This window comes from Actinacidiphila yanglinensis, from assembly GCF_900107965.1.
Lineage (GTDB): Bacteria > Actinomycetota > Actinomycetes > Streptomycetales > Streptomycetaceae > Actinacidiphila > Actinacidiphila yanglinensis.
Genome location: NZ_FNVU01000001.1, coordinates 1 through 20,964, shown reverse-complemented (window position 1 = coordinate 20,964; position 20,964 = coordinate 1). Strand labels below are relative to the sequence as shown.

At 72.1% G+C, this 20,964-nt stretch carries 19 protein-coding genes; 7 read left to right on the top strand and 12 right to left on the bottom strand.

Annotation, left to right across the window (positions count from 1 at the left end; translation table 11 throughout):
* The first annotated feature begins 21 nt into the window (after nucleotides 1-21).
* Nucleotides 22-1,002, top strand: a complete 981-nt coding sequence (locus C4U44_RS00100; protein ID WP_160144956.1) for a helix-turn-helix domain-containing protein — start codon at nucleotides 22-24, stop codon at nucleotides 1,000-1,002.
* Between the two features lie 70 nt (nucleotides 1,003-1,072).
* Here the strand turns inward: C4U44_RS00100 and C4U44_RS00095 are convergent, their stop codons facing one another.
* From C4U44_RS00095 to C4U44_RS00085, 3 genes are read right to left on the bottom strand one after another with little or no spacing between them, the layout of a single operon-like run.
* Nucleotides 1,073-1,861 (bottom strand): class I SAM-dependent methyltransferase, encoded by a 789-nt coding sequence (locus C4U44_RS00095; RefSeq protein WP_103883473.1) that lies wholly within the window; start codon nucleotides 1,859-1,861, stop codon nucleotides 1,073-1,075.
* A 4-nt stretch (nucleotides 1,862-1,865) separates the two neighbouring features.
* Nucleotides 1,866-2,351, bottom strand: coding sequence for a GNAT family N-acetyltransferase (locus C4U44_RS00090; protein ID WP_103883472.1), 486 nt, complete (start codon nucleotides 2,349-2,351; stop codon nucleotides 1,866-1,868).
* Between the two features lie 31 nt (nucleotides 2,352-2,382).
* On the bottom strand, nucleotides 2,383-2,823 hold the full coding sequence (locus tag C4U44_RS00085; protein ID WP_103883471.1) for a Fur family transcriptional regulator: 441 nt from the start codon (nucleotides 2,821-2,823) through the stop codon (nucleotides 2,383-2,385).
* A gap of 222 nt (nucleotides 2,824-3,045) precedes the next feature.
* Between C4U44_RS00085 and C4U44_RS00080 the strand changes: the two genes are divergently transcribed.
* Nucleotides 3,046-4,428, top strand: coding sequence for a glycine--tRNA ligase (locus C4U44_RS00080; RefSeq protein ID WP_103883470.1), 1,383 nt, complete (start codon nucleotides 3,046-3,048; stop codon nucleotides 4,426-4,428).
* Between the two features lie 220 nt (nucleotides 4,429-4,648).
* Here C4U44_RS00080 and C4U44_RS00075 read toward each other — a convergent pair whose 3' ends face one another.
* Entirely contained in the window at nucleotides 4,649-6,058 is a 1,410-nt protein-coding gene (locus C4U44_RS00075) for an MFS transporter (protein WP_103883469.1), read from the bottom strand.
* Between the two features lie 284 nt (nucleotides 6,059-6,342).
* Here C4U44_RS00075 and C4U44_RS00070 point away from each other — a divergent pair, with 284 nt between their 5' ends.
* On the top strand, nucleotides 6,343-7,107 hold the full coding sequence (locus tag C4U44_RS00070; RefSeq protein WP_103883468.1) for an ArsR/SmtB family transcription factor: 765 nt from the start codon (nucleotides 6,343-6,345) through the stop codon (nucleotides 7,105-7,107).
* 24 nt (nucleotides 7,108-7,131) lie between these two features.
* On the opposite strand, the gene C4U44_RS00065 is transcribed toward C4U44_RS00070, so the two are convergent.
* The 7 genes from C4U44_RS00065 to leuA all read right to left on the bottom strand — a co-directional run bounded on the left by C4U44_RS00065 (nucleotide 7,132) and on the right by leuA (nucleotide 14,682).
* Nucleotides 7,132-7,929, bottom strand: coding sequence for an isoprenyl transferase (locus C4U44_RS00065; protein ID WP_103883467.1), 798 nt, complete (start codon nucleotides 7,927-7,929; stop codon nucleotides 7,132-7,134).
* Nucleotides 7,930-8,011: 82 nt separating this feature from the next.
* Nucleotides 8,012-8,758: a DNA repair protein RecO gene (gene recO / locus C4U44_RS00060; protein ID WP_103883466.1), complete on the bottom strand. Its 747-nt coding sequence runs from the start codon at nucleotides 8,756-8,758 to the stop codon at nucleotides 8,012-8,014.
* A 49-nt stretch (nucleotides 8,759-8,807) separates the two neighbouring features.
* Complete coding sequence (locus C4U44_RS00055; protein ID WP_103883465.1) at nucleotides 8,808-9,500, bottom strand: response regulator; 693 nt, start codon at nucleotides 9,498-9,500, stop codon at nucleotides 8,808-8,810.
* Entirely contained in the window at nucleotides 9,497-10,876 is a 1,380-nt protein-coding gene (locus C4U44_RS00050; protein ID WP_407642755.1) for a sensor histidine kinase, read from the bottom strand. The genes C4U44_RS00055 and C4U44_RS00050 overlap by 4 nt, the downstream gene beginning before the upstream one ends.
* A gap of 334 nt (nucleotides 10,877-11,210) precedes the next feature.
* The gene (locus C4U44_RS00045; protein ID WP_103883464.1) at nucleotides 11,211-11,912 is read right to left on the bottom strand and encodes a TerB family tellurite resistance protein; all 702 of its coding nucleotides are present in this window, start codon (nucleotides 11,910-11,912) and stop codon (nucleotides 11,211-11,213) included.
* 156 nt (nucleotides 11,913-12,068) lie between these two features.
* On the bottom strand, nucleotides 12,069-12,767 hold the full coding sequence (locus tag C4U44_RS00040) for a hypothetical protein (protein ID WP_103883463.1): 699 nt from the start codon (nucleotides 12,765-12,767) through the stop codon (nucleotides 12,069-12,071).
* 142 nt (nucleotides 12,768-12,909) lie between these two features.
* Nucleotides 12,910-14,682 (bottom strand): 2-isopropylmalate synthase, encoded by a 1,773-nt coding sequence (gene leuA / locus C4U44_RS00035; RefSeq protein WP_103883462.1) that lies wholly within the window; start codon nucleotides 14,680-14,682, stop codon nucleotides 12,910-12,912.
* 301 nt (nucleotides 14,683-14,983) lie between these two features.
* Between leuA and C4U44_RS00030 the strand changes: the two genes are divergently transcribed.
* Together C4U44_RS00030 and C4U44_RS00025 are read left to right on the top strand one after the other, a co-directional pair.
* Nucleotides 14,984-16,108: a M4 family metallopeptidase gene (locus C4U44_RS00030; protein ID WP_103883461.1), complete on the top strand. Its 1,125-nt coding sequence runs from the start codon at nucleotides 14,984-14,986 to the stop codon at nucleotides 16,106-16,108.
* A 5-nt stretch (nucleotides 16,109-16,113) separates the two neighbouring features.
* Nucleotides 16,114-16,377, top strand: a complete 264-nt coding sequence (locus tag C4U44_RS00025) for a protealysin inhibitor emfourin (RefSeq protein ID WP_103883460.1) — start codon at nucleotides 16,114-16,116, stop codon at nucleotides 16,375-16,377.
* Nucleotides 16,378-16,385: 8 nt separating this feature from the next.
* Here C4U44_RS00025 and C4U44_RS00020 read toward each other — a convergent pair whose 3' ends face one another.
* The gene (locus tag C4U44_RS00020) at nucleotides 16,386-18,077 is read right to left on the bottom strand and encodes a serine/threonine-protein kinase (RefSeq protein ID WP_103883459.1); all 1,692 of its coding nucleotides are present in this window, start codon (nucleotides 18,075-18,077) and stop codon (nucleotides 16,386-16,388) included.
* 282 nt (nucleotides 18,078-18,359) lie between these two features.
* On the opposite strand from C4U44_RS00020, the gene C4U44_RS42215 reads away from it, so the two are divergent.
* Complete coding sequence (locus tag C4U44_RS42215; RefSeq protein WP_235031701.1) at nucleotides 18,360-19,190, top strand: helix-turn-helix domain-containing protein; 831 nt, start codon at nucleotides 18,360-18,362, stop codon at nucleotides 19,188-19,190.
* 314 nt (nucleotides 19,191-19,504) lie between these two features.
* Nucleotides 19,505-20,947: an NF041680 family putative transposase gene (locus C4U44_RS00005; protein ID WP_103884115.1), complete on the top strand. Its 1,443-nt coding sequence runs from the start codon at nucleotides 19,505-19,507 to the stop codon at nucleotides 20,945-20,947.
* Nucleotides 20,948-20,964 lie beyond the last annotated feature (17 nt).

The window sequence follows — 20,964 nt, the reverse complement described above, 5'->3', positions numbered from 1 at the left end:
CAAACACGCCAAGGAGTTTTCATGTGGGAAACCGTCGGGATACCCGAGACCGAGGCGCAGGTGTACGAGGCGCTGATCTCGCGTGGTCACAGCACTGCTGACGTGCTGTCGAGCAGGGTGAACATCACCACGGCCAGGACCACGCGGGCGCTCGCCAGCCTGATCCAGCGCGGTCTGGTGACCCGCGCTCCCGGCCGGCCCGCCCGCTACTCCGCGGTGGAACCGTCACTCGCCGGATCGGTGCTGATCGCCAAGCGCGAGCACGAACTCCGCCGGCTCCAGCAGCATCTGAACAAGCTGGACGAGGCGTTCCACGCCGAGAAGTCGGCGAACCGGCTCGACGACCACATCGAGGTGATCAGGGGCGCGCCGAAGATCTGGCGCACCTTCGTGCGCGTGCAGCGCCGCGCGCAGCAGGAGGTCCGGGCGTTCGACAAGCCGCCGTACTTCGTCGCCGCGGGCGAGCACGGGGACGAGGGCCCCAACCTGGAGGAGCGGCGGTTCCTGGAGGCGGGCACCATCGGCTACCGCGTGGTCTACGACCAGGAGTCGGTGGCCATTCCCGGCCGGCTGGAGAACATCTGGGAGGGCATCAAACGCGGTGAACGCGCCAAGGTCGGCACCTCGTTGCCGGTGAAGCTGGTGATGTGCGACGACACCCTGGCGATCATCAGCTCGGCCGCGGACTACCACAACGGCGTCGCCTACCTCATCCGCCCGTCCTCGCTGCTGGATATGACCGCCGCGCTCTTCGAGGCCGTCTGGAGCCGCGCGGTACCGCTCAACAGGTCCGGGCCGACGGGGAGTCAGGCGACGATGAGCTCGCGGGACCGGCAACTGCTGGGGCTGCTCGCCAGCGGCGCCACCGACGAGGTGATCGCCCGCACCTTCGGCTGGAGCATCCGCACGGTGCAGCGGCACATCCACGAGCTGATGCAGCAGGTGGGCGCCCGGACCCGCTTCCAGATCGGCATGGAGGCGGCCCGCCGCGGCTGGCTGTAGCGGGTGTGCGGACAGGGGTACGCGCCCAAGGGGGTTGGCGCCCGCGGCGGTTGCGGGCCGCGGGTGCGCCCTACGCGGAGCCGGCCGGGCGGCGGGCGACGGTGACGATCTCGCGGCTGCCGGCGCCGACCGGGCCGCACTCCCAGTCGCCGTACTGCGCCTCGATCTCGTAACCGGCCTCGGCCAGAAGCGAGTTGAGCGCGGGCAGCTCCAGGAACCGCAGCACGGCCCGGTCCACGCGCAGCACCCGGCCGTCCGGCGTGGCGGTGGTGCCGTGGAAGGCGACGGCGCCGCCGGCCACGGAGTCCACCTCGTGCCAGACCCGCAGCGGGCGGCCGTCCACGCCGGTGATGTCGGCGGCGTTCGCGGGGTTCCACTCCTGCCACGCCCGCGCCTGCGGATGCCGGGTCTCGAACGCGAACCGCCCGCCGGGGCGCAGCGCGGCGCGCACCGCCGCCAGCGAGGCGCGGATCTCCTCGTCCGCGACCAGGAACTGGAAGGCGTGCCCGGTCATCACCGCCAGGTCGAACTCGCCGTCCCAGCGCGCGTCCGCCGCGGTCCCCTCGACCCACTCCACGTCGGTACGGCGCCGGGCCCGGGCCAGCGCGTCGGTGTCCGGATCCAGCCCGACCAGCCGCCCCCGGTGGCCGTCGGCGCGCAGGCGGTGCAGCATCGCGCCCGTCCCGCACCCGACGTCCAGCACCGATCCGGCCCCGGCGAGCAGCCCGGCGTAGAAGCGGTCACCCGGGTAGCGGTCCGGGTCCCACGGATTGAGCAGGTCGTAGAGCGCGGCGGCATCGATCCCGGCCCCGGACGGGTCGGGCTCCACGGCGCGCTCGGGAGGCGGCTCGGAGGTCATCGCGTCACGACCCCGTCCGCTCCGGGGCGGCCTCTCCGGTCAGGCGGAGGTCCACCCACTCCACGTCGTCGCCCGGCAGCAGATAGCGGTCGAACGCGGTGAAGCCGCGGCGCAGGGCGAAGCGGAGACCGTCCTCGTTGGCCGTCCACACCACCGTCTCGATGACCTCGGCGCCCAGCTCCCGCGCCTGGGCCAGCCCCCTGGTGTACAGCAGCGTGCCGAAGCCCCGGCGCCGGAAGTCGGGCAGGATCCGGGCGATCACCGTGGCGACCGCGGGGCCCGGCCCCTCCTTCGGCGGTCGCACCGTGGTGCACCCCACCAGGGTGCCCGGGCCGTCCCCCAGGTACGCGACCTCCAGCCGGTTGCGGCCGGCCCGCTCGCGCACCTCGGCCGCGGACAGCGGGGCCGAGGGAATGATCGTGTTGTGGACGTGCCGCCAGTCGGCCAGGGCGGCGTCGTCGTCCGGCGGTGCGATGCGTAGCTGCGCCATCAGCGCAGCAAAGCGGTCCGGCGCGTGCCCGTCAAACGGGATTCGCGGCGGGCGCGGGAGCCGCCGTGGTGACGCACTCCGCGCAGGTGCCGACGATCTCCACGGTGTGGGCGACGTCCACGAAGCCGTGGTCGGCCGCGATCGACTCGGCCCACTTCTCCACGGCCGGTCCCTCGACCTCGACCGCCTTGCCGCAGGCGCGGCAGACCAGGTGGTGGTGGTGCCCGCCGCCGGAGCAGCGGCGGTAGACGGACTCGCCCTCCCCGGTGCGCAGCACGTCGACCTCGCCGGCGTCGGCGAGGGACTGCAGCGTGCGGTAGACCGTGGTCAGCCCGACCGAGTCGCCGCGGTGCTTGAGCAGGTCGTGCAGGTCCTGCGCACTGCGGAACTCGTCGACCTCGTCCAGTGCCGCCGCCACCGCGGCCCGCTGGCGGGTGGAGCGGCCGCGCACGGGCTGCTTGGTGCTGCTCACCGGTTGCCTCCTTCTCGGTCGCACCCCTCCGGGTCGCCCATTGTGCCAGTCCGGACCCGATCGCCATGGCCCGCGTAAGTGGAAACCATTGTCAATTATTGCGCGTTCTCCCCCCGACCGGACCACGGCTGCCGCCTGAGAAGGGGAACGGATTTGATATGCGCCCCGCACCCGCCGGTAATCTGGAACGACTGAACCCCTCGTCGCACTGAAGAGAGCACCGTGGCCGCCGACAAGATCGACACCATCGTCAGCCTGAGCAAGCGCCGTGGCTTCGTTTTCCCGAGCAGTGAGATCTACGGCGGCTCCAAGGCCGCCTGGGACTACGGGCCGCTGGGCGTGGAGCTCAAGGAGAACATCAAGCGCCAGTGGTGGCGTGCCATGGTGATTTCGCGCGACGACGTGGTGGGACTCGACTCGTCGGTGATCCTGGCCCCCGAGGTGTGGGTCGCCTCCGGCCACGTGGCCACCTTCTCCGACCCGCTCACCGAGTGCACCTCCTGCCACAAGCGCTACCGCGCGGACCACCTGGAGGAGGCGTACGAGGCGAAGCACGGCAAGCCGCCGGCCAACGGCCTCGCCGACATCAACTGCCCGCACTGCGGTACCAAGGGCGCCTTCACCGAGCCCAAGCAGTTCTCCGGCATGCTCCAGACCCACCTCGGCCCGACCCAGGACGCCGGCTCGGTGGCGTACCTGCGGCCGGAGACCGCGCAGGGCATCTTCGTGAACTTCGCCCAGGTGCAGACCACCGCGCGCAAGAAGCCGCCGTTCGGCATCGCCCAGATGGGCAAGTCGTTCCGCAACGAGATCACGCCCGGCAACTTCATCTTCCGTACCCGCGAGTTCGAGCAGATGGAGATGGAGTTCTTCGTCAAGCCCGGCGAGGACGAGAAGTGGCACGAGTTCTGGATGCAGGAGCGGTGGAACTGGTACACCGGCCTGGGCCTGCGCGAGGAGAACATGCGCTGGCTGGAGCACCCGAAGGAGAAGCGCTCGCACTACTCGACGCGCACCGTCGACATCGAGTACCGCTTCCAGTTCGGCGGCCAGGAGTTCAGCGAGCTGGAGGGCATCGCCAACCGCACCGACTACGACCTGTCCTCGCACTCGAAGGGCTCCGGCCAGGACCTGAGGTACTTCGACCAGGAGGCCGGCGAGCACTGGTTCCCGTACGTGATCGAGCCGGCGGCGGGCGTGAACCGCGCCATGCTCGCGTTCATGCTCGACGCCTACAACGAGGACGAGGCGCCCAACGCCAAGGGCGTCATGGAGAAGCGCACCGTCATGCGGCTCGACCCGCGCCTGGCGCCCGTCAAGGTCGCGGTGCTGCCGCTGTCCCGCAACGCCCAGCTCTCCCCCAAGGCGAAGAGCCTGGCCACCGCGCTGCGCGCGCACTGGAACATCGAGTTCGACGACGCCGGGGCGATCGGCCGCCGCTACCGCCGCCAGGACGAGATCGGCACGCCCTTCTGCGTCACCGTCGACTTCGACACCCTCGACGACAACGCGGTCACGGTGCGTGAGCGTGACTCGATGAAGCAGGAGAGGGTCTCTCTGGACCAGGTCGAGGCGTACCTCGGCTCCCGCCTCCTGGGCTGCTAGCTCCTCCGGAGGTGGGGCCGGATTTCCCCGCCGTAGTGGTTGAGCATGCGTGACCGGCCGCGCCACCGTCGTGGCCGTTCGCGCAGTTCCCCGCGCCCCTGGTTTGTGCGGCTCCCTCCGCGAAAAGAGGGCCACAAACCAAGGGGCGCGGGGAACGGCGCGAGCAACCACAGCCGGACCGCGAGGTCCCGTGGCCCACAGGACGGGGCACCCGGGCGGGTCAGGGCACCGTGCGGACGGCGCAGAACGCGGCGGCGAGGAAGCAGCCCGCGGCGATGACGGAGCCGAGCCGCATCCCGTGGGAGAAGGAACCGCCGGGCGCGACGAGGGCCCCGAGAACGGCGACGCCCATCGCACTGCCCACCTGCCGCGCCGCGTTGAGCACGCCCGCGGCGACCCCGGCGTGCCGGGCGGGCGCCGCGTCGACGGCCGTGGCGACCGCCGCCGGCATCGTGAAGGCCGTACCGAAGCCGGTGAGGGCCAGTGGCAGGACCAGCAGCGGGTAGGGCGTGGAGCGCCCCGCCACGAGCAGCGCCGTGAAGCCGGCAGCACCCACCAGAAGCCCCGCGACCATCGGCACGCGCGGCCCGATCCGCGCGGTGGTGCGCCCGCCCAGGAACGCCGCGAGCGCGACCATCGCGGTCTGCGGCAGCATCGCGAGACCGGCCGCGAGCACGCCGAAGTGCCGGTACTGCTGGAAGTAGAAGCTCACCACGAACAGCTCGCCGTAGAAACCGGTGTTGAGCAGCAGTCCCACCACCGCGGCGCCGGAGAACGCGGGCCGCCGGAACAGGCCCGGCGGCAGCATCGGATCCGCCGCGTGCCGCTCGATCACGACGAACGCCGCCACCGCCACCGGCAGCACCGCGAACGCGGCCAGCGCCGCGGGCGACCCCCATCCCGCGTGCCCGCCCTCGATGACGCCGTACGCCGCCGCGCTCAGCGACAGCGCCGCCGCCAGCTGCCCGGACAGGTCGAGGCGGGTGGTGCGGGCCGGGCGCGGGCCGGCCACGTGGCGAGCGGTCAGCAGCAGGCCGAGCACCCCGATCGGCACGTTCACGAAGAACGCCGAGCGCCAGCCGAGGCCCGCGACCATCAGCCCGCCGAGCACCGGCCCGGCCGCCGCGGCGAGGCCGCTGACGCCACCCCACACACCGATCGCCCGGGCCCGCCGCGCCCGGTCCGGGTACGACGCGTTGATCAGGGCGAGCGACGTCGGCACCACGAGCGCAGCGCCGAGCCCCTGGAGCAGCCGCATCGCCACCAGCACCGGCAGGCTCGGCGCCAGCCCGCAGCCGACGGAGGTGGCCGTGAAGAACGCCAGGCCGGCCTGGAAGACGCCCTTGCTGCCCAGCCGGTCGCCGATCGATCCGGCCGACAGCAGCATGCCGGCGAAGACCACCGTGTAGCCGTCGGCGACCCACTGCACGCCGGACAGGTCGGCGCCGGTGTGGAAGTCCCGTCCGATCGGCGGCAGCGCGACCGTGACGATGGTGACGTCGAGCATCACCATGAAGAAGCCCGTGCACAGCGCCAGCAGCGGCACCGGGGAGGCGGGCGGGCCCGGGGCCGCCGCCTCCCGGGACGGTCCGAACCGGTCGTCCGGATTACCCTCGAAACGTTGCCGCATCGAATCCACGCGTGTTTCTGGCCGCATCGTCGAAAAACCTCCCCACGGAATTCCGGTCCTTTCCGATTTCCAGGGTAGGCCGCGGAAGCTTCGCCCAGGACCGAAGTGTGACGCGCCCACCACCCGCTCCTGAACAGGGCAGTTGGCCGTCCATCGGGCACGCCGTCCACCGCCTTCGCAGGTCCGGGGGACGGAGGTAGCATGGCGGTGAGGAGAATGCGTCACAGGTCGCGGGACGGACCGTGGAGACAATTGGAGAAATTCCGGAAAGGCGGGCGGTCAGGATGCGGGAACTCTCGGGAGACGCGAATTTCGCCGTTCCGGCCGCGCTCATCGGCGACCGGACGCGGGCGCGGATGCTGCTGGCGCTGCTCGACCGCAGGTCCCTGCCGATGTCGATGCTCGCCACCGAGGCCGGGGTGGCGCAGTCGACCGCGAGCGCGCACCTCGCGCGGCTCGTCGACGGCGGGCTGCTCAGCGTGGAGCGCAGCGGGCGGCACCGGTTCTACCGCCTGGCGTCGGCCGACGTGGCGCACGCGCTGGAGTCGCTGGCCCGGCTGTCGGCGCCCTTCACCCCGAACTCGCTGCGCTCCTCCACCCGCGCCCACGCGCTGCGGGCCGCCCGGTCCTGCTACGACCACACCGCCGGGCACCTCGGCGTCGCCGTCATGGGCCGGCTGATCGAGGAGGGCGGGCTCTCCGGCGGTGACGGGCGCTTCCACCCGGAGGACGCGGTGCACGACCGGCCGGCCGCCCCCGGCCGCGACCTGGCCTACGAGGTCACGGCCGAGGGCTGGCGGCTGCTCGGCTCGATCGGCGTGGAGCGCCCGCGGACCAGCCGCCCCCTGGTGCGGTACTGCGTGGACTGGACCGAGCAGCGCCACCACCTCGCGGGGGCGGTCGGCGCGGCCCTGCTGGACCGTTTCCTCGCCCGGAAGTGGGTGGAGCGCAGGCCGGACAGCCGCGCGCTGCGGGTGCTCCCGGCCGGCGAGGACGGCTTCCGCGACTGGCTGGCCATCGATCCGCGGGACCCGGCGCCCGCGGCCTGACCCGGGTAGCGGGCGGCCGTCCCGTTACGGCTGGGCGGTGCCGAAGCGGCGGTCGCGCTGGGCGTACTCCAGGCAGGCCCGCCACAGGTCGCGGCGGTCGAAGTCCGGCCACAGCACGTCCTGGAAGACCATCTCGGCGTAGCTGCTCTGCCAGATCAGGTAGTTGGAGGTGCGCTGCTCGCCGCTGGGCCGCAGGAACACGTCGACGTCGGGCATGTCCGGGTAGTACAGGTATTTCGCGAAGGTCTTCTCGTTGACCTTGGAGGGGTCGAGCCTCCCCTCGGCGACGTCCCGGGCGAGCGCCTGCGCGGCGTCGGCGATCTCGGCGCGGCCGCCGTAGTTGACGCAGAAGTACAGCGTCATGGCGTCGTTGCCGACGGTCTGCTCCTGGGCGACCTGGAGTTCCTGGACCACCGACTTCCACATCTTCGGCATCCGGCCCACCCAGCGGATGCGGATGCCGAGTTCGTCCATCTCGTCGCGGCGGCGGCGGATCACGTCGCGGTTGAAGTTCATCAGGAAGCGCACCTCGTCCGGCGAGCGCTTCCAGTTCTCGGTGGAGAACGCGTACAGGGACAGGTTCTTGACCCCGAGTTCCAGGCAGCCCTTCAGCACGTCCAGCACGACGCCCTCGCCGACCTTGTGCCCCTCGGTGCGCGGCAGCCCGCGCTCGGTGGCCCACCGTCCGTTGCCGTCCATCACGATGGCGACGTGCTTGGGCACCAGTTCCCCGGGGATCTTCGGCGGGACGGCACCGGAGGGGTGCGGGTCAGGGGTGCGGTAGGTGTTCCGGTTACGGGCGAGGATCCCGCGTCGTGCCATGGTCGTACGTCTCCCGACAGGTCGTGGCGTGTCTGGTGCGGCGCTGGTGCAGGTCGGCGATCGGTGGGCGCGGTGCGATGCCTCACTTCTCCACGAAGCGCAGCGACCGCAGTCCGCGCTCCAGGTGCCACTGGAGGTAGGCCGCCACCAGCCCGCTGCCCTCGCGGCAGTGGCGCGGCTCGCAGGCGTCCGCGGTCTCCCAGTCGCCGCCCAGCAGCGCGCCGAGCAGTTCCAGTGACTCTCGTGAGGGTACGACGCTTCCCGGCACCCGGCACTCGCCGCAGACGACTCCTCCCGCTCCGACCGAAAAGAACCGGTTCGGCCCGGCCATCCCGCACCGGGCGCAGTCGTCGAAACTGGGCGCGTAGCCGTTCACGGCCAGGGAGCGCAGCAGGAAGGCGTCCAGCACCAGCCGCGGCTCGTGCTCGCCCGCGGCCAGCGTCCGCAGCGCGCCGACCAGCAGCAGGTACTGCTGCACCGCGGGCTCGCCCTCGTGGTCGGTGAAGCGCTCGGCGGTCTCCAGCATCGCGGTGCCCGCGGTGTAGCGCTCGTAGTCCGTGACGATGGCGCCGCCGTACGGAGCGATGGTCTCGCCCTGGGTGCACAGCGGCAGGCCGCGGCCGACGAGCTCCCCACCCCGGGTGAAGAACTGCACGTCGACGTGGCTGAAGGGTTCCAGCCGGGCGCCGAACTTCGACTTGGTGCGCCGCACCCCGCGGGCCACCGCGCGCACCCGGCCGTGCCGCCGGGTCAGCAGGGTGATGATCCGGTCCGCCTCGCCCAGTTTCTGGGTGCGCAGCACGATGCCGTCGTCGCGGAACAGACTCATGCCGCCCATTCTCGCCTACGGCGGCGCCGGCCGGGGGAACGATTCTCCGTCAGCCGTCGGTGCCCGGCGCGACCAGGCCCGACTCGTAGGCGGAGATCACCAGTTGGGCGCGGTCGCGGGCGCCCAGCTTGCCCATGATCCGGCTGACGTGGGTCTTCGCGGTGAGCGGGCTCAGCCCGAGGGCGGCGCCGACCTCGCCGTTGTTCAGGCCGCGCGCGACCAGCGTGAGCACCTCCCGCTCCCGGTCCGAGAGCGCGGCCAGCCCGGCCGGGGCGGGCACGCCGAGCCGGGGCCGGTCCGGCAGCCGCAGTACCCGGGCGATCAGCCGCGCGGTCGGGCCGGGCGACAGCAGCGCGTCGCCCGCCGCCACGGTACGGATCGCGTCGAGGAGTTCGGCGGGCCGGGTGTCCTTGACCAGGAAGCCGGAGGCGCCCGCACGCAGCGCCGACACCACGTGATCGTCATCGTCGTACGTGGTCAGGACCAGCACCCGCACGCCGGCGAGGTCGTCGTCGGAGGCGATCCGGCGGGTCGCCTCGATGCCGTCGAGCTCGGGCATGCGGAGGTCCATCACCACCACGTCCGCGCGGGCCTCGTGCGCCCTCGCGACCGCCTCCAGGCCGTTGGCCGCCTCGCCGACGACCACCATGTCCGGCGCGGACTCCACGAGCATCGCGAACGCGGCCCGTACCAGGGTCTGGTCGTCGGCGAGCAGCACCCGGATCGGGTCGGACGCGGTCATGCCGGTTCTCCCTTGCGTGCGGGCGGCGCCGGTACGTGCGGGGGCCCGCCGGCGAGAGCGGCTTCCGGTTCCGCTCCCGGCTCCGGCGGCGCGGGCGGCACGAGCGGGAGTTCCGCGTGGACGGCGAACCCCGGACCGTCCGGGCGGGGCCCCGCGGTGAAGGTGCCGCCGACGCTGCGGGCCCGCTCGCGCATGCCCACGATGCCGAAGCCCTCCGTGCGTCCGGCGCCGCGCGCCTTGCCCGCATGCGGCCCGTCGTCCTCGACGCGCAGCCGCAGGGTGTCGCCCTCGCGCCGGATCTCGACCTCGATCCGGGGCCCGGCCGCGCCGCCGTGCCGGACGGCGTTGGTCAGCGACTCCTGCACGATCCGGTAGGCCGCCGCCTGGACCGCGGGCCCGACCCCGTGGCGGGCGTCCGCGGGGCGGTCCTGAGCGGGCGGCGCGGGCCGCTCGGGCGACTCGGGCGACTCGGGCGACTCGGGCGCGAGGTCGAGGGACAGGCAGACCCGCGCGCCGGCCGCCTCCGCCGCGCCGGCCAGCGCCGGGATGCCGGCGAGGTCGGGCAGCGGGCCGCCGCTGTCGGCGCGCAGCACCCGCAGCGTCGTCCGCAGCTCCAGCCGGGCCTCGCGGCAGGTGTCCGCGATGGCGTCGAGGGCGGACGCGACGGCGGTCCGGTCCAGCCGGTCGGGGTCGGCGACGAGTATGTGCGCGGCCACCGATGTCTGCACGCCGATCAGCGTGATGGAGTGCGCGAGCAGGTCGTGCAGGTCGCGGGCGATCCGCAGCCGCTCCTCGGCGACCCGGCGGGCGGCCTCCTCCTCCCGGGTGCGTTCGGCCCGCTCGGCCCGCTCGGTGATCGCGCCGACGTAGGCACGGTGCACCCGGACCACCTCGCCGGCCACCGGCACCGCCACGATCCACCCCGCGCTCTGCACCATCGTCGCGACCGCGTCCTGCTTGCCGGCCATGGAGATGATCGTGATCATCGTGCCGAGCACCAGCGGCACGGTCACCACGGTGCGCAGCCGCGGCCCGGCCACGGCCAGCGCGTACAGGGCGACGACGCTCGACGGGATCGGGGCGACGTGGATGTACTGCAGGTAGTGGTAGACGGCGACGAAGCCGACCATGCCCAGCAGGCACACCATCGGCGCCCGCCGGCGCCACACCAGCATCAGAGCGCTGCCGGTGAGCAGCATCCAGCCGAGCACGTCCGGCCGGTGGCTGTTGCCCGCCTCGGGCAGCAGGGCGGCGACGAACGACTGCTCGACCAGGACGAGCACGGCGAGCGCCACGTCGTTCCGGGAGACCTTCGGGCGGGGGATGCCGGAGGTTCCTGCCGTGAGGGCGCGCGGGAGCGCGGAGCTGAGGTGCACGCGGACATCCTCCGTGAAAGGGGCAGCGTGTCCCAGCCTGCCTGCCGCGCGGCGGTGCACTCGTCGGGCCCGCGGCCGAGAACGCGCTACTCCCCGGGGCCGACCGGCGAGGGCCGGTACTCCCCGGGGAGTAGCGGAGCGGAGCGGCGGGGGCACGGTACGGGCCCGTACGGACGCGGGACGCGGCGGCGTACGGGCAGCGGACCCCACCACCCCCGGCCGGCAGCGGCCGGGAGGGCGCGGGCACCGGGCAGCGGACCAGAAGGCGGCGGCCCGGCTCACGCGACCGGCGGGCGGACCGCGGTGGCGGCCGGCCGGCAGCGCGGGCCCGCGCTCACGCGGCCGTCGCGGCCGCCTTCAGCAGGCGGTCGATGTGGTCGGTGTGCAGCGAGAGGCAGCGGCCGATGGCCTCCAGCACGTCCCGCTCGGCGGGCAGGTACGGCCCGTCGGCGAGCGCGATGCGCGCGCCTTCGAGCAGCACCCGCTCGCGGCCCTGGGGTTCGAGGTGGTCGGACAGCGGCTCCAGGGCTTCGTGCAGCTCGATCGACAGCCAGCTGCCGCAGCCGTCGACGGCCTCGGCGAAGGAGTCGGGGCCGAGCTCGTCGGAGCGGCGGAACCTGCCCTCGTCCGCGACGATCGCCGCGAGCAGGCCGAGCAACTGGTCCTCGGTGCAGTCGCTGAAGCCCGCCGCGCGGACCGCACCGACCGCGGCCTCGCGGGTGGACTTGGCGGTGGCGCCGCCCGCGGTGAGCACCGCCAGCGCGATGGTGTGCACCGCGTCGCGCAGCATCGCCGAGAAGCGGGTGGTGGTCGGGCAGAGCAGCACCTCGGAGCCGTACTGCCGGTGGCACGCGGTGCACTCGATGACGGTGCCGGCCGGCCCGCGGGCGAGCAGCGGCACGCTGAGCACCGTCAGCCGGCGGGTGCCGGTTCTGCGGTGGTAGGCGCGGTCGCCGCCGCACTCGGGGCAGTAGAACTCGCCGTCGTCCTCGGTGTGCCAGGCCGTGCGCACACCCCAGATAGGCCCCAGTTTCATCGCACCCTCCGGCCGTCCTCGTCCCGGTACGCATCCGCAACGGCCCGAACGTGCGCAGCGGCCACGGTGCCGTACAGCGTGATGTTAGCCACAGCGGACAGGTCCAGTCAGTACCGCGTACGAGGGCAATTCACCTGGGCGGGTGTTTCCGGCCGATCACCCGTGCACCACGAGCGACGCGATCGCGTCGTCCCAGTCGGCGCCCAGGTAGGGCTGATCGCCGACCCAGGTACGGGTCTGGCCCTCGTACCCGGGCCCGCTCCAGCCCTGGACCACCGCGCAGCCGCCGCGGTCGCGGAACGACGAGATCGCGTGGTCCCAGCTCCCGCCGAGGCTGCCGCCGATGTCGAAGACCGCCGCCCCGCCGGCGTCGCAGGGCCCGTCGGCGCTGCGCACGTCGGTGGAGCCGCCCGCGTAGCCGGGGCCGGTGTACCAGGTCATCAGCAGGGTGCCCGTGCGGGCCGCGCGGGTCTCGGCGGCGGCCCCGCAGCGGGCGACCGGGGCGTCGGTGCCGTGCAGGGTGAGCACGCAGTGGGTGTGCGGGAGCACCGCGGCGACCTGCGCGAGGGCGGCGGACGCAGCGGACGCAGCGGACACAGGGGGCCCAGAGGACACAGGGGGGACGGTGGAGGACGCCGCCGGGAGGGGGGACACCGGGAGGGCGGTCACCGGGAGGGGGGACACCGGGAGGGCGGTCACCGGCATGGGCAGGGCCGGGTCGACGGCGCGGGCGGCGGCGGGACCGGCCGCCGCGCCGCCCAGCAGGGCCGCCGCCGCGGTGGCCGCGAGGACCGCCGCGACGGGGCGTCCGGACCGGGGGAGAGCACGGGGAGAAGAAAGGGACTTCAGGGACATGTCCGACACCGTAGGAACGCGGCGGCCGGAAGCTCATCGCGGACAGCCGCGGCCCGCGGGAAATCACCCGGGTGCGTGAGTACCGGCCGCCCGTTGACGGTGACCCGGAAGGGGGCCGGCACTCACGCGGGTTGACGGGTGATCAGCGGCCCGCGCGGTTGACGGCGGAGACCACGGCCTTGAGCGAGGCGCGGGTGGTGTTGGCGTCGATGCCGATCCCCCACATCACCCGGCCGTCGATGGCGCACTCGATGTAGGAGGCGGCCTGCGCGGACGCGCCCTCGCTGAGCGTGTGCTCGGAGTAGTCCAGCAGCCGCGCGTCGATCCCGACCGAGGCCAGCGCGTCGAAGAACGCCGAGATCGGGCCGTTGCCGGTGCCGGTCAGCGTGGTCGGCACGCCGTCCACCTCGGCACCGACGGTCAGCGCGTCGGCGCCGTCGCTGGAGGAGGAGGTCTGGGCGGAGCGCAGCGCGATTCGGCCCCATGCGTGGTCCGGGGTGGGCAGGTACTCGTCCTGGAAGATCGACCAGATCTGGCCGGGGGTGACCTCGCCGCCGTCGGCGTCGGTCTTCGCCTGGATGATCTTCGAGAACTCGATCTGCATCCGCCGCGGCAGGTCCAGCTTGTGGTCGTTCTTCAGCACGTAGGCGATGCCGCCCTTGCCGGACTGCGAGTTGACCCGGATCACGGCCTCGTAGGAGCGGCCGACGTCCTTGGGGTCGATCGGCAGGTAGGGCACCGCCCACTCGATCTCGTCGACGGTCCGGCCCTGGGCGGCGGCGTCGGCCGCCATCGCCTCGAAGCCCTTCTTGATGGCGTCCTGGTGGGAGCCGGAGAAGGACGTGTAGACGAGGTCGCCCGCGTACGGGTGGCGCGGGTGGATCTCCATCTGGTTGCAGTACTCGGCGGTGCGACGGATCTCGTCGATCTGCGAGAAGTCGATCTGCGGGTCGATGCCCTGGCTGAACAGGTTCATCCCCAGGGTGACCAGGTCCACGTTGCCGGTCCGCTCGCCCTGCCCGAACAGGCAGCCCTCGATCCGGTCCGCGCCGGCCATCAGTGCCAGCTCCGCGGCGGCCACCGCGGTCCCGCGGTCGTTGTGCGGGTGCACCGACAGGCACACGTACGCGCGCCGCGACAGGTTCCGCGACATCCACTCGAACCGGTCCGCGTGCGTGGAGGGGGTGGAGCGCTCGACCGTGGCGGGCAGGTTGAGGATGATCTCGCGGCCCTCCTCGGGCTGCCAGACGTCCATCACGCCCTCGCAGACCTCGAGCGCGAAGTCCAGCTCGGTGTCGGTGAAGATCTCCGGGCTGTACTGGTAGCCGAAGACCGTCTCCTCGCCCAGGATCTTGTCGGCGTACTCCAGCACCAGCCGGGTGCCGTCCACCGCGATCTGCCGTACCTGGTCGCGGGTGCCGCGGAAGACCACCCGGCGGAAGACCGGCGCGGTCGCGTTGTACAGGTGGACGGTCGCCCTGCGCGCGCCGACCAGCGACTGCACGGTGCGCTCGATCAGCTCCTCGCGGGACTGGGTCAGGACGGAGATCGTCACGTCCTCGGGGATCGCGTCCTGCTCGATGATGGAGCGCACGAAGTCGAAGTCGGTCTGCCCGGAGGCGGGGAAGCCGACCTCGATCTCCTTGTAGCCCATCCGCACCAGCAGGTCGAACATCTCGCGCTTGCGGGCCGGGGACATCGGGTCGATCAGTGCCTGGTTGCCGTCCCGCAGGTCGGTGGACAGCCACCGCGGCGCCTTGGTGACGCGGGCCCCGGGCCAGGTGCGGTCGGGGATGTCGACCTGCTCGTACCGGCCGTACTTGTGGATCGGCATCGCGGTCGGTCGCTGCGCGACGGTCGCGGCGGTGATGGGCGTGGCACGGCCGACACGGTTCCGGCTGGGCTGGGGGTTCATCGGGGTGTGCTCTCCTCGGGGTCCGCTCGGGGCGGCCGACGGCTGGGGCAACGCCGAAACTCCGCGGGGAGGGGGTCGGCCTACGACTACAGGCCCTCGCCGCGGCAGCTAAGAAGAAGCAGCCCGAAACGCATGCCCATGACCTTAACCGAACCCCGGCGGGAAGACGCAGCCGGTGCGTACTTCCTCTCAGCATGCAAGACGACCGGGGCGTCCACCGCGCGCTCCGCGATTACCCCCTTTTCGTGGCGGCCGCCGGAAACCGGTGACAGAGAGTGGGGAAAGCTGTCACATTGCGCATATGGGAGTTTTCTGCACGATCGTGCCGCCGCACATCCTGGACCGCCTCGCCCGGTCCGACGACCCGGAGCTGTCCGGGACCGCCCGCCACACCCTGGAGCACGACGCCCGCCAGCGGACCCGGCGGGGCCTGCACGCGGCGATCGGCCCGACCGCGGCGCCGCGCGCCGGAACCGGGCCGGCCGAGCCCGCGAAGGGGGCCGACCAGCCGCAGCGCACCATCTACGACGCGCAGCACAAGGACGACCTGCCGGGGCACGAGATCCGCGCCGAGGGCGCGAAGGCGTCGACGGACGCCAGCGTCAACCGCGCGTACGACGGGCTCGGTGCGACCTTCGCAACCTATCTCACGGCGTACGCCCGGCACTCCATCGACGGCCGCGGGCTGCCGCTGAACGCGAGCGTGCACTACCTGAAGGGGTACAACAACGCCTTCTGGAACGGCGAGCAGATGGTGTTCGGCGACGGCGACGGCCGGATCTTCCTCGACTTCACCCTTCCCGTCGACGTCATCGGCCACGAACTGACCCACGGCGTCACGCAGTTCACCGCGAACCTCGACTACCAGGGCCAGTCCGGCGCGCTCAACGAGTCGGTCTCCGACGTGTTCGGCAGCCTGATCAAGCAGTTCACGCTCCAGCAGACCGCCGAACAGGCCGACTGGCTGATCGGCGCGGGCCTGCTCGCCCCCGGCATCCACGGTGTGGCGCTGCGCTCCATGAAGGCTCCCGGCACCGCCTACGACGACCCGCACCTCGGCAAGGACCCGCAGCCGGGCACCATGGACGGTTACGTCTCCGGCTCCGACGACAACGGCGGGGTGCACATCAACTCCGGCATCCCCAATCACGCGTTCTACCTCACCGCGGCCGCGCTCGGCGGGCATGCATGGAAGCAGGCGGGGCAGATCTGGTACGACACCCTCACCGGTGGCTCGCTCGCCTCGAACGCGGACTTCGCCGGCTTCGCCGCGGCCACGCTCGCGGCGGCGAAGGCGCGTTACGGTGAAGGTGCGCAGTACCAGGCGGTGCGGGCCGCGTGGTCGACGGTGGGCGTCACCACCGCGGCCGCCGGCAGCGCCGAACTTCCGCGCCAGCAGCCCGGCGAGCAGACCCAGGAGGCCTGAGTCCCGTGCGCATCGAGGTGGTCCGCTCCGGTGGGTTCGCCGCCATCCCGCGGCGGGCCACCCTCGACACCGCGGGGCGCTCCGACGCCGCCCTGCTCGAATCCCTCGCCCGGTCGGCGCTGGACTCCCCCGGCCCCGCGCGCCCGCCCGTCCCCGACGGCTTCGGCTACGTCCTGACCGTCGACGGCCGCGAGGTCCGCTGCGCCGACCCCGGACTCACCCCGGCGCAGCGGGAGTTGATCACGCACGTGCTCCACGAGGGGGCGTAGCGGGCCGGTCAGAGCTTCTTCGTGCAGAAGGAGACGTGCTCGAACCTGTCACGCTGCCAGTCCGGGTCGTAGGTGTCGCAGTCCTTCGGCGGGTCGACCATGGTGACCTTCCCGTAGTAGTTCATCGCCTTGTTCCCGCTGCCCTTCAGGGACTTGCGCATCCTCATCAGGAAGCAGGGCTTCGTGATCCAGTGCGCGGTGTCGCTCTTGTCGTACTCCTGCGCCACGCAGTCGCCGACCTTGGCCTTGGCGATGTCCCCCGAGTAGAGGGGGCCGACGGAAGCCGCCAGCAGGATCACCAGTGCGGCGATCGCCGCCAGGGCGGCCAGCCAGGCGGTCAGGACGGCGGTGATCCGTGCCGGGCGGGGCCACGGGCGGCGGGTGATCTTCGACCCGGGCGTGCCGATGCCCGCGATCACCGAGCCGGTACGGGCGGACCGGCCCGCGCCGCGGTAGACGATCAGCAGGGTGCCCTTGACCGGCGAGGAGATCGCGATGTCGCCGTGCACCGAGGTGGTCTCGAACAGGGTGTCGTTGACGGCTACGTCGTCGCCGATCCGCTTGTTCCAGCGGAGGACCGTGGTCCGCCGCGCACCGGCCCGCTCCCCCGGCAGCCAGGGCACCAGCACCGGCGTGTAGCCGCCCTTCTTGGCCCCCTTCTCCGCCTGGATCGTCCGCAGCGGCTCGACGCGGGTGGGCGGGCCCGGGTCGTGCAGATGCTCGGTGACGGCGGTCGGCGGCCCGGGCGGCACCGGCGGGCGCGGCGGCAACGGCGGCGGAGGGGTCACCGGGCCGGTCGGCGGATCGGCCGGGGTGCGGGTGGTCAGCACCGCGGTCTCCGCGGCCTGCCGGCTGATCATCTCGCCCACGTCCGGCGGCAGCCGCAGACCGCCCGAACCCGCCAACGCGGCGCACAGGTCCAGGACTTCGGCGACCTCGGGCCGGTCCTCGGGGTCCTTCTCCAGGCCCGCGGCGACCAGGGTGGTGAGGTCGGCGGAGAGCCCGGAGAGATCGGGGTCCCCGTGCACGACCCGGTAGATGACGGCCTCGGTCGGTCCGTCCCCGAACGGGCCCCGCCCGAGGGCGCTGTAGGCCAGCACCGCGGCGAGGCAGAACACGTCGCCGGCCGGTGTGGCCTCCGCCCCGCGGATCTGCTCGGGAGCCATGAAGGCGGGCGTGCCGATCACTCCCGCGTGGGTGAGGTGCGAGGTGGCGTCGAGCGCGCGGGCGATGCCGAAGTCGATGACCCGCGGCCCGTCGTCGGCGACGATGACGTTCCCCGGTTTGAGGTCCCGGTGGACCACGCCGCACGCATGGATGGCCTTCAACCCCTCGGCGAGTCCCGCGCCGAGCGCCGCGACCGTGTCGTCGGGCAACGGGCCGCAGGCGGAGACCGCTTCGCGCAGCGAGGGTCCGGCGATGTAGGAGGTGACCAGCCACGGCGGCACCGCATCCGTGTCGGCGTCCACCACCTGCGCGGTGTAGAACCCGCCGACTCGGCGGGCCGCCTCCACCTCCCGGGCGAACCGGAGCCGGAACTGCCGGTCCTCCGCCAACTCCGCCCGGACCAGCTTCACCGCCACGGTCCGCCCGCCCGGCGAGCGCCCGAGGAACACCTGCCCCATCCCCCCACCGCCGAGACGCGCGAGCAGACGGTACGGCCCGACCTCGTGCGGGTCGGCGGTCAACAACTCTCTCATCGGCGATGCGACCCCCGTTGCGGCGACGTGCGGGCTGCCACGCCGGATTCTCGCAGCAACTCCCCTACCGCTGAACCGACATCGAAGAACGCCGCCCTGGTTCCCGTGAGACGTCAGTCCATGGCAGTGGCGAGCCCCGCCCCGGCGTGCGCCCCCTGGCCGCGCCCGGCGTACGCGAGGGAGAGGCGAGCGGGTCCCGCGCAACCGAATCACCGTTCCGGGTGATCATTCGGACGAGCTGACCATTTGTACGGCATCCCGTGATTACTTGGCCGCGATGACGTGACCTTGTATCCGGCCGAAGAGGCGATGTTCATGGGAATCGAAGGCACCGGCAGCATGCGGGTGTTCGGCGCGGTGGTCCGCGCGGTCCGGGAGGCGGCCGGAAAGGACATCCAGCAACTCGCGGACCACGTCGGGTACTCCCGCACGATGATCACCCGGGTCGAACTCGGTGACCGGATGCCGCCGCCCACCTTCGTGGAGAAGGCGACGGTCTTCCTCAACGCGGGCGAGGTGCTGGCCAAGGCGGCGGAGAAACTGGACCGCACGGAACACCCGGCCTGGTTCGAGGGGTACGTGGACCTGGAGAAGGTCTGCGTCAGCCTGTACACCTACAGCACGCTGGTTCTCCACGGCCTCCTTCAGACCGAGGCGTACGCACGTGCGGTGCTCGACGCCCGTTGTCCGGTGCTCGAACCCGACGAGATTGAACGCCGGGTGGAGGCCCGTCTCGCCCGGCAGGCGCTGCTCACCCGTACCCCGCCACCGCAACTCTCCTTCGTGATTGAGGAGTCGGTGCTACGCCGTTCTCCGGCTGGTCCCGATGCGCAGAAGAAGCAATTGGAACATCTACTGACCTTGTTCTTTATCTTCCGGCCGCGTCGTAGGGCGGGGTCGGAAGATTCCAGACGGCGTCTGACCGGTGGACGATCTTTCGAAGTTCGCGGGCGCTTCGTGGTGATAGGGCCTGCATCACGGTGTCGAGGAGGGCTCGGGCTTCGAGAGGGTTGCCACAGCAGTACCAGTGCACGTTGCCCCACTCGTAGTCGTGCCACAGGGTGCGCTCGGGCTGGTGGACGTAGTCCTTCCACAGACTCACAGCCGCGCTGACGTCGCCTGGCTGCAGATAGTTGCGGGTGTGCTCAAGGCGGATGATCTCGGAGACCGCACGCGAAGACAGGCCGTCGATGACCGGCCTTGTACCGGTGGTCTGGTGGCTGCCGGGGGCGCCGGCACGGATGTGTCCTGGCCGTCTACGCGGCATGGACCTTTCGGTTCGTCGTCATGCGGTACATGGTGCCACGGTCTCGAATGGCGTCTCGAACGGATTCGCTCACCTGAGGATTCGCCGGACGTGGGGACGACCTTCGTCTGATCATGTGCTCCGACCAAGGTGCAACGTGACCGAGACGAAGGCCGTGAGAGTGAGTCTGCTGCCTGACTCTGTCCGGAGGGAGGCGTTCGCGGAAGCGTCACGCTTCCGGGGCGAGTTCTACGAGTGTCTGACCGCCCGGCGCGACGAGTTGTTCGAGTTGGCTGACGCGGTGCTGTGTGCGGACGGTGCGGTGAAGTCCCCGGTGGACTTGACTCTGCTGCCCGAGCACCGGCGTGGGCACGGAGCGATGTATGGCGGCTTGAACCACGGCCGGCTCGACACCAACCGGCTGCGGACGGTGCTGGCCGGCCTGCCGCTGCCGCGCTTCGACGGCGGCCGCATGGTCCTGGCGGTCGATGTGTCGCCGTGGCTCCGCTCGGACGCGCCATGCTCGGCGGACCGCCTGTTCTGTCACGTTTACGGCCGTGCGAAGACCGCCTCGCAGTTCATTCCGGGCTGGCCCTACTCCTTCGTGGCCGTGCTGGAGCCGGGCGCCACGTCGTGGACCGCGATCCTGGATGCGGTCCGGCTCGGTCCGGCCGATGACGCGACCGCTGTCACCGCAGCCCAGCTCCGAGGGGTCATTGAACGACTCATCGCCGCCGGCCAGTGGCAGGCCGGGAACCCGGACATCGTGATCGTCAGCGATGCCGGCTACGACGTCACCCGCCTGGCCTGGGTCTTGCGCGACCTGCCCGTCGAGCTGGTCGGCCGAGTCCGCTCCGACCGCGTCATGCGCCTGCCGAAGCCGACCCGCCAACCGGGGACGAACGGCCGGCCGCCCAAGCACGGCCCGGAATTCCGGTTCACCAAGCCGGAGACCTGGCCCGAGCCCGCGATCACCACGGTCGCCGACACCACCAACTACGGCAAGGCCGAGACCCAGGCATGGGACCGGGTCCACCCCCGGCTGACCCACCGCTCCTCATGGCTCGACCACGACGGCGAACTACCTCTGGTCGAGGGCACGTTGATGCGGCTGAAGGTCGAGCACCTGTCGAAGGAACGGGACGCTCCACCACTGTGGTTATGGTCCTCCAAGACCGGTGCCACCCCCGACGATGTGAACCGCTTCTGGCAGGCATTCCTCCGCCGCTTCGACCTGGAGCACACCTTCCGCTTCGCGAAGCAGACCCTCGGATGGACCACCCCGAAACTCCGCACCCCCGAGGCCGCGGACCGCTGGACCTGGATCCTGATCGTCGCTCACACCCAGCTCCGGCTCGCCCGGCCCCTCGCCGCGGACCTCCGCCGGCCCTGGGAGAAACCCGCCGCCTCCGGCCGGCTCACCCCGGCCCGGGTCCGCCGGGGGTTCAGGAACATCCGCGCTCATCTCGCCTGCCCGGCCCGTGTTCCCAAACCCCGAGGGGCCGGTCCTGGACGGCCACCCGGCGCCAAGAACAAGCACCGGGCACCCCGCTACGACGTCGGCAAAACCGTCAAACGCCCCGACACCCTCAAAGCCATCGGCAAGCCCGGAAGATCTTGGTAGATAAAGAACAAGCAGAG

Bases quoted from the DNA above. Each gene is read 5' to 3' on its own strand.
- C4U44_RS00095 (WP_103883473.1), bottom strand. From the start codon at position 1,861: ATGACCTCCGAGCCGCCTCCCGAGCGCGCCGTGGAGCCCGACCCGTCC.
- leuA (WP_103883462.1), bottom strand. From the start codon at position 14,682: ATGAACCCCCAGCCCAGCCGGAACCGTGTCGGCCGTGCCACGCCCATC.
- C4U44_RS00090 (WP_103883472.1), bottom strand. From the start codon at position 2,351: ATGGCGCAGCTACGCATCGCACCGCCGGACGACGACGCCGCCCTGGCC.
- recO (WP_103883466.1), bottom strand. From the start codon at position 8,758: ATGAGTCTGTTCCGCGACGACGGCATCGTGCTGCGCACCCAGAAACTG.
- C4U44_RS00070 (WP_103883468.1), top strand. From the start codon at position 6,343: ATGCGGGAACTCTCGGGAGACGCGAATTTCGCCGTTCCGGCCGCGCTC.
- C4U44_RS00020 (WP_103883459.1), bottom strand. From the start codon at position 18,077: ATGAGAGAGTTGTTGACCGCCGACCCGCACGAGGTCGGGCCGTACCGT.
- C4U44_RS00055 (WP_103883465.1), bottom strand. From the start codon at position 9,500: ATGACCGCGTCCGACCCGATCCGGGTGCTGCTCGCCGACGACCAGACC.
- C4U44_RS00075 (WP_103883469.1), bottom strand. From the start codon at position 6,058: ATGCGGCAACGTTTCGAGGGTAATCCGGACGACCGGTTCGGACCGTCC.
- C4U44_RS00030 (WP_103883461.1), top strand. From the start codon at position 14,984: ATGGGAGTTTTCTGCACGATCGTGCCGCCGCACATCCTGGACCGCCTC.
- C4U44_RS00065 (WP_103883467.1), bottom strand. From the start codon at position 7,929: ATGGCACGACGCGGGATCCTCGCCCGTAACCGGAACACCTACCGCACC.
- C4U44_RS00100 (WP_160144956.1), top strand. From the start codon at position 22: ATGTGGGAAACCGTCGGGATACCCGAGACCGAGGCGCAGGTGTACGAG.
- C4U44_RS00045 (WP_103883464.1), bottom strand. From the start codon at position 11,912: ATGAAACTGGGGCCTATCTGGGGTGTGCGCACGGCCTGGCACACCGAG.
- C4U44_RS00040 (WP_103883463.1), bottom strand. From the start codon at position 12,767: ATGTCCCTGAAGTCCCTTTCTTCTCCCCGTGCTCTCCCCCGGTCCGGA.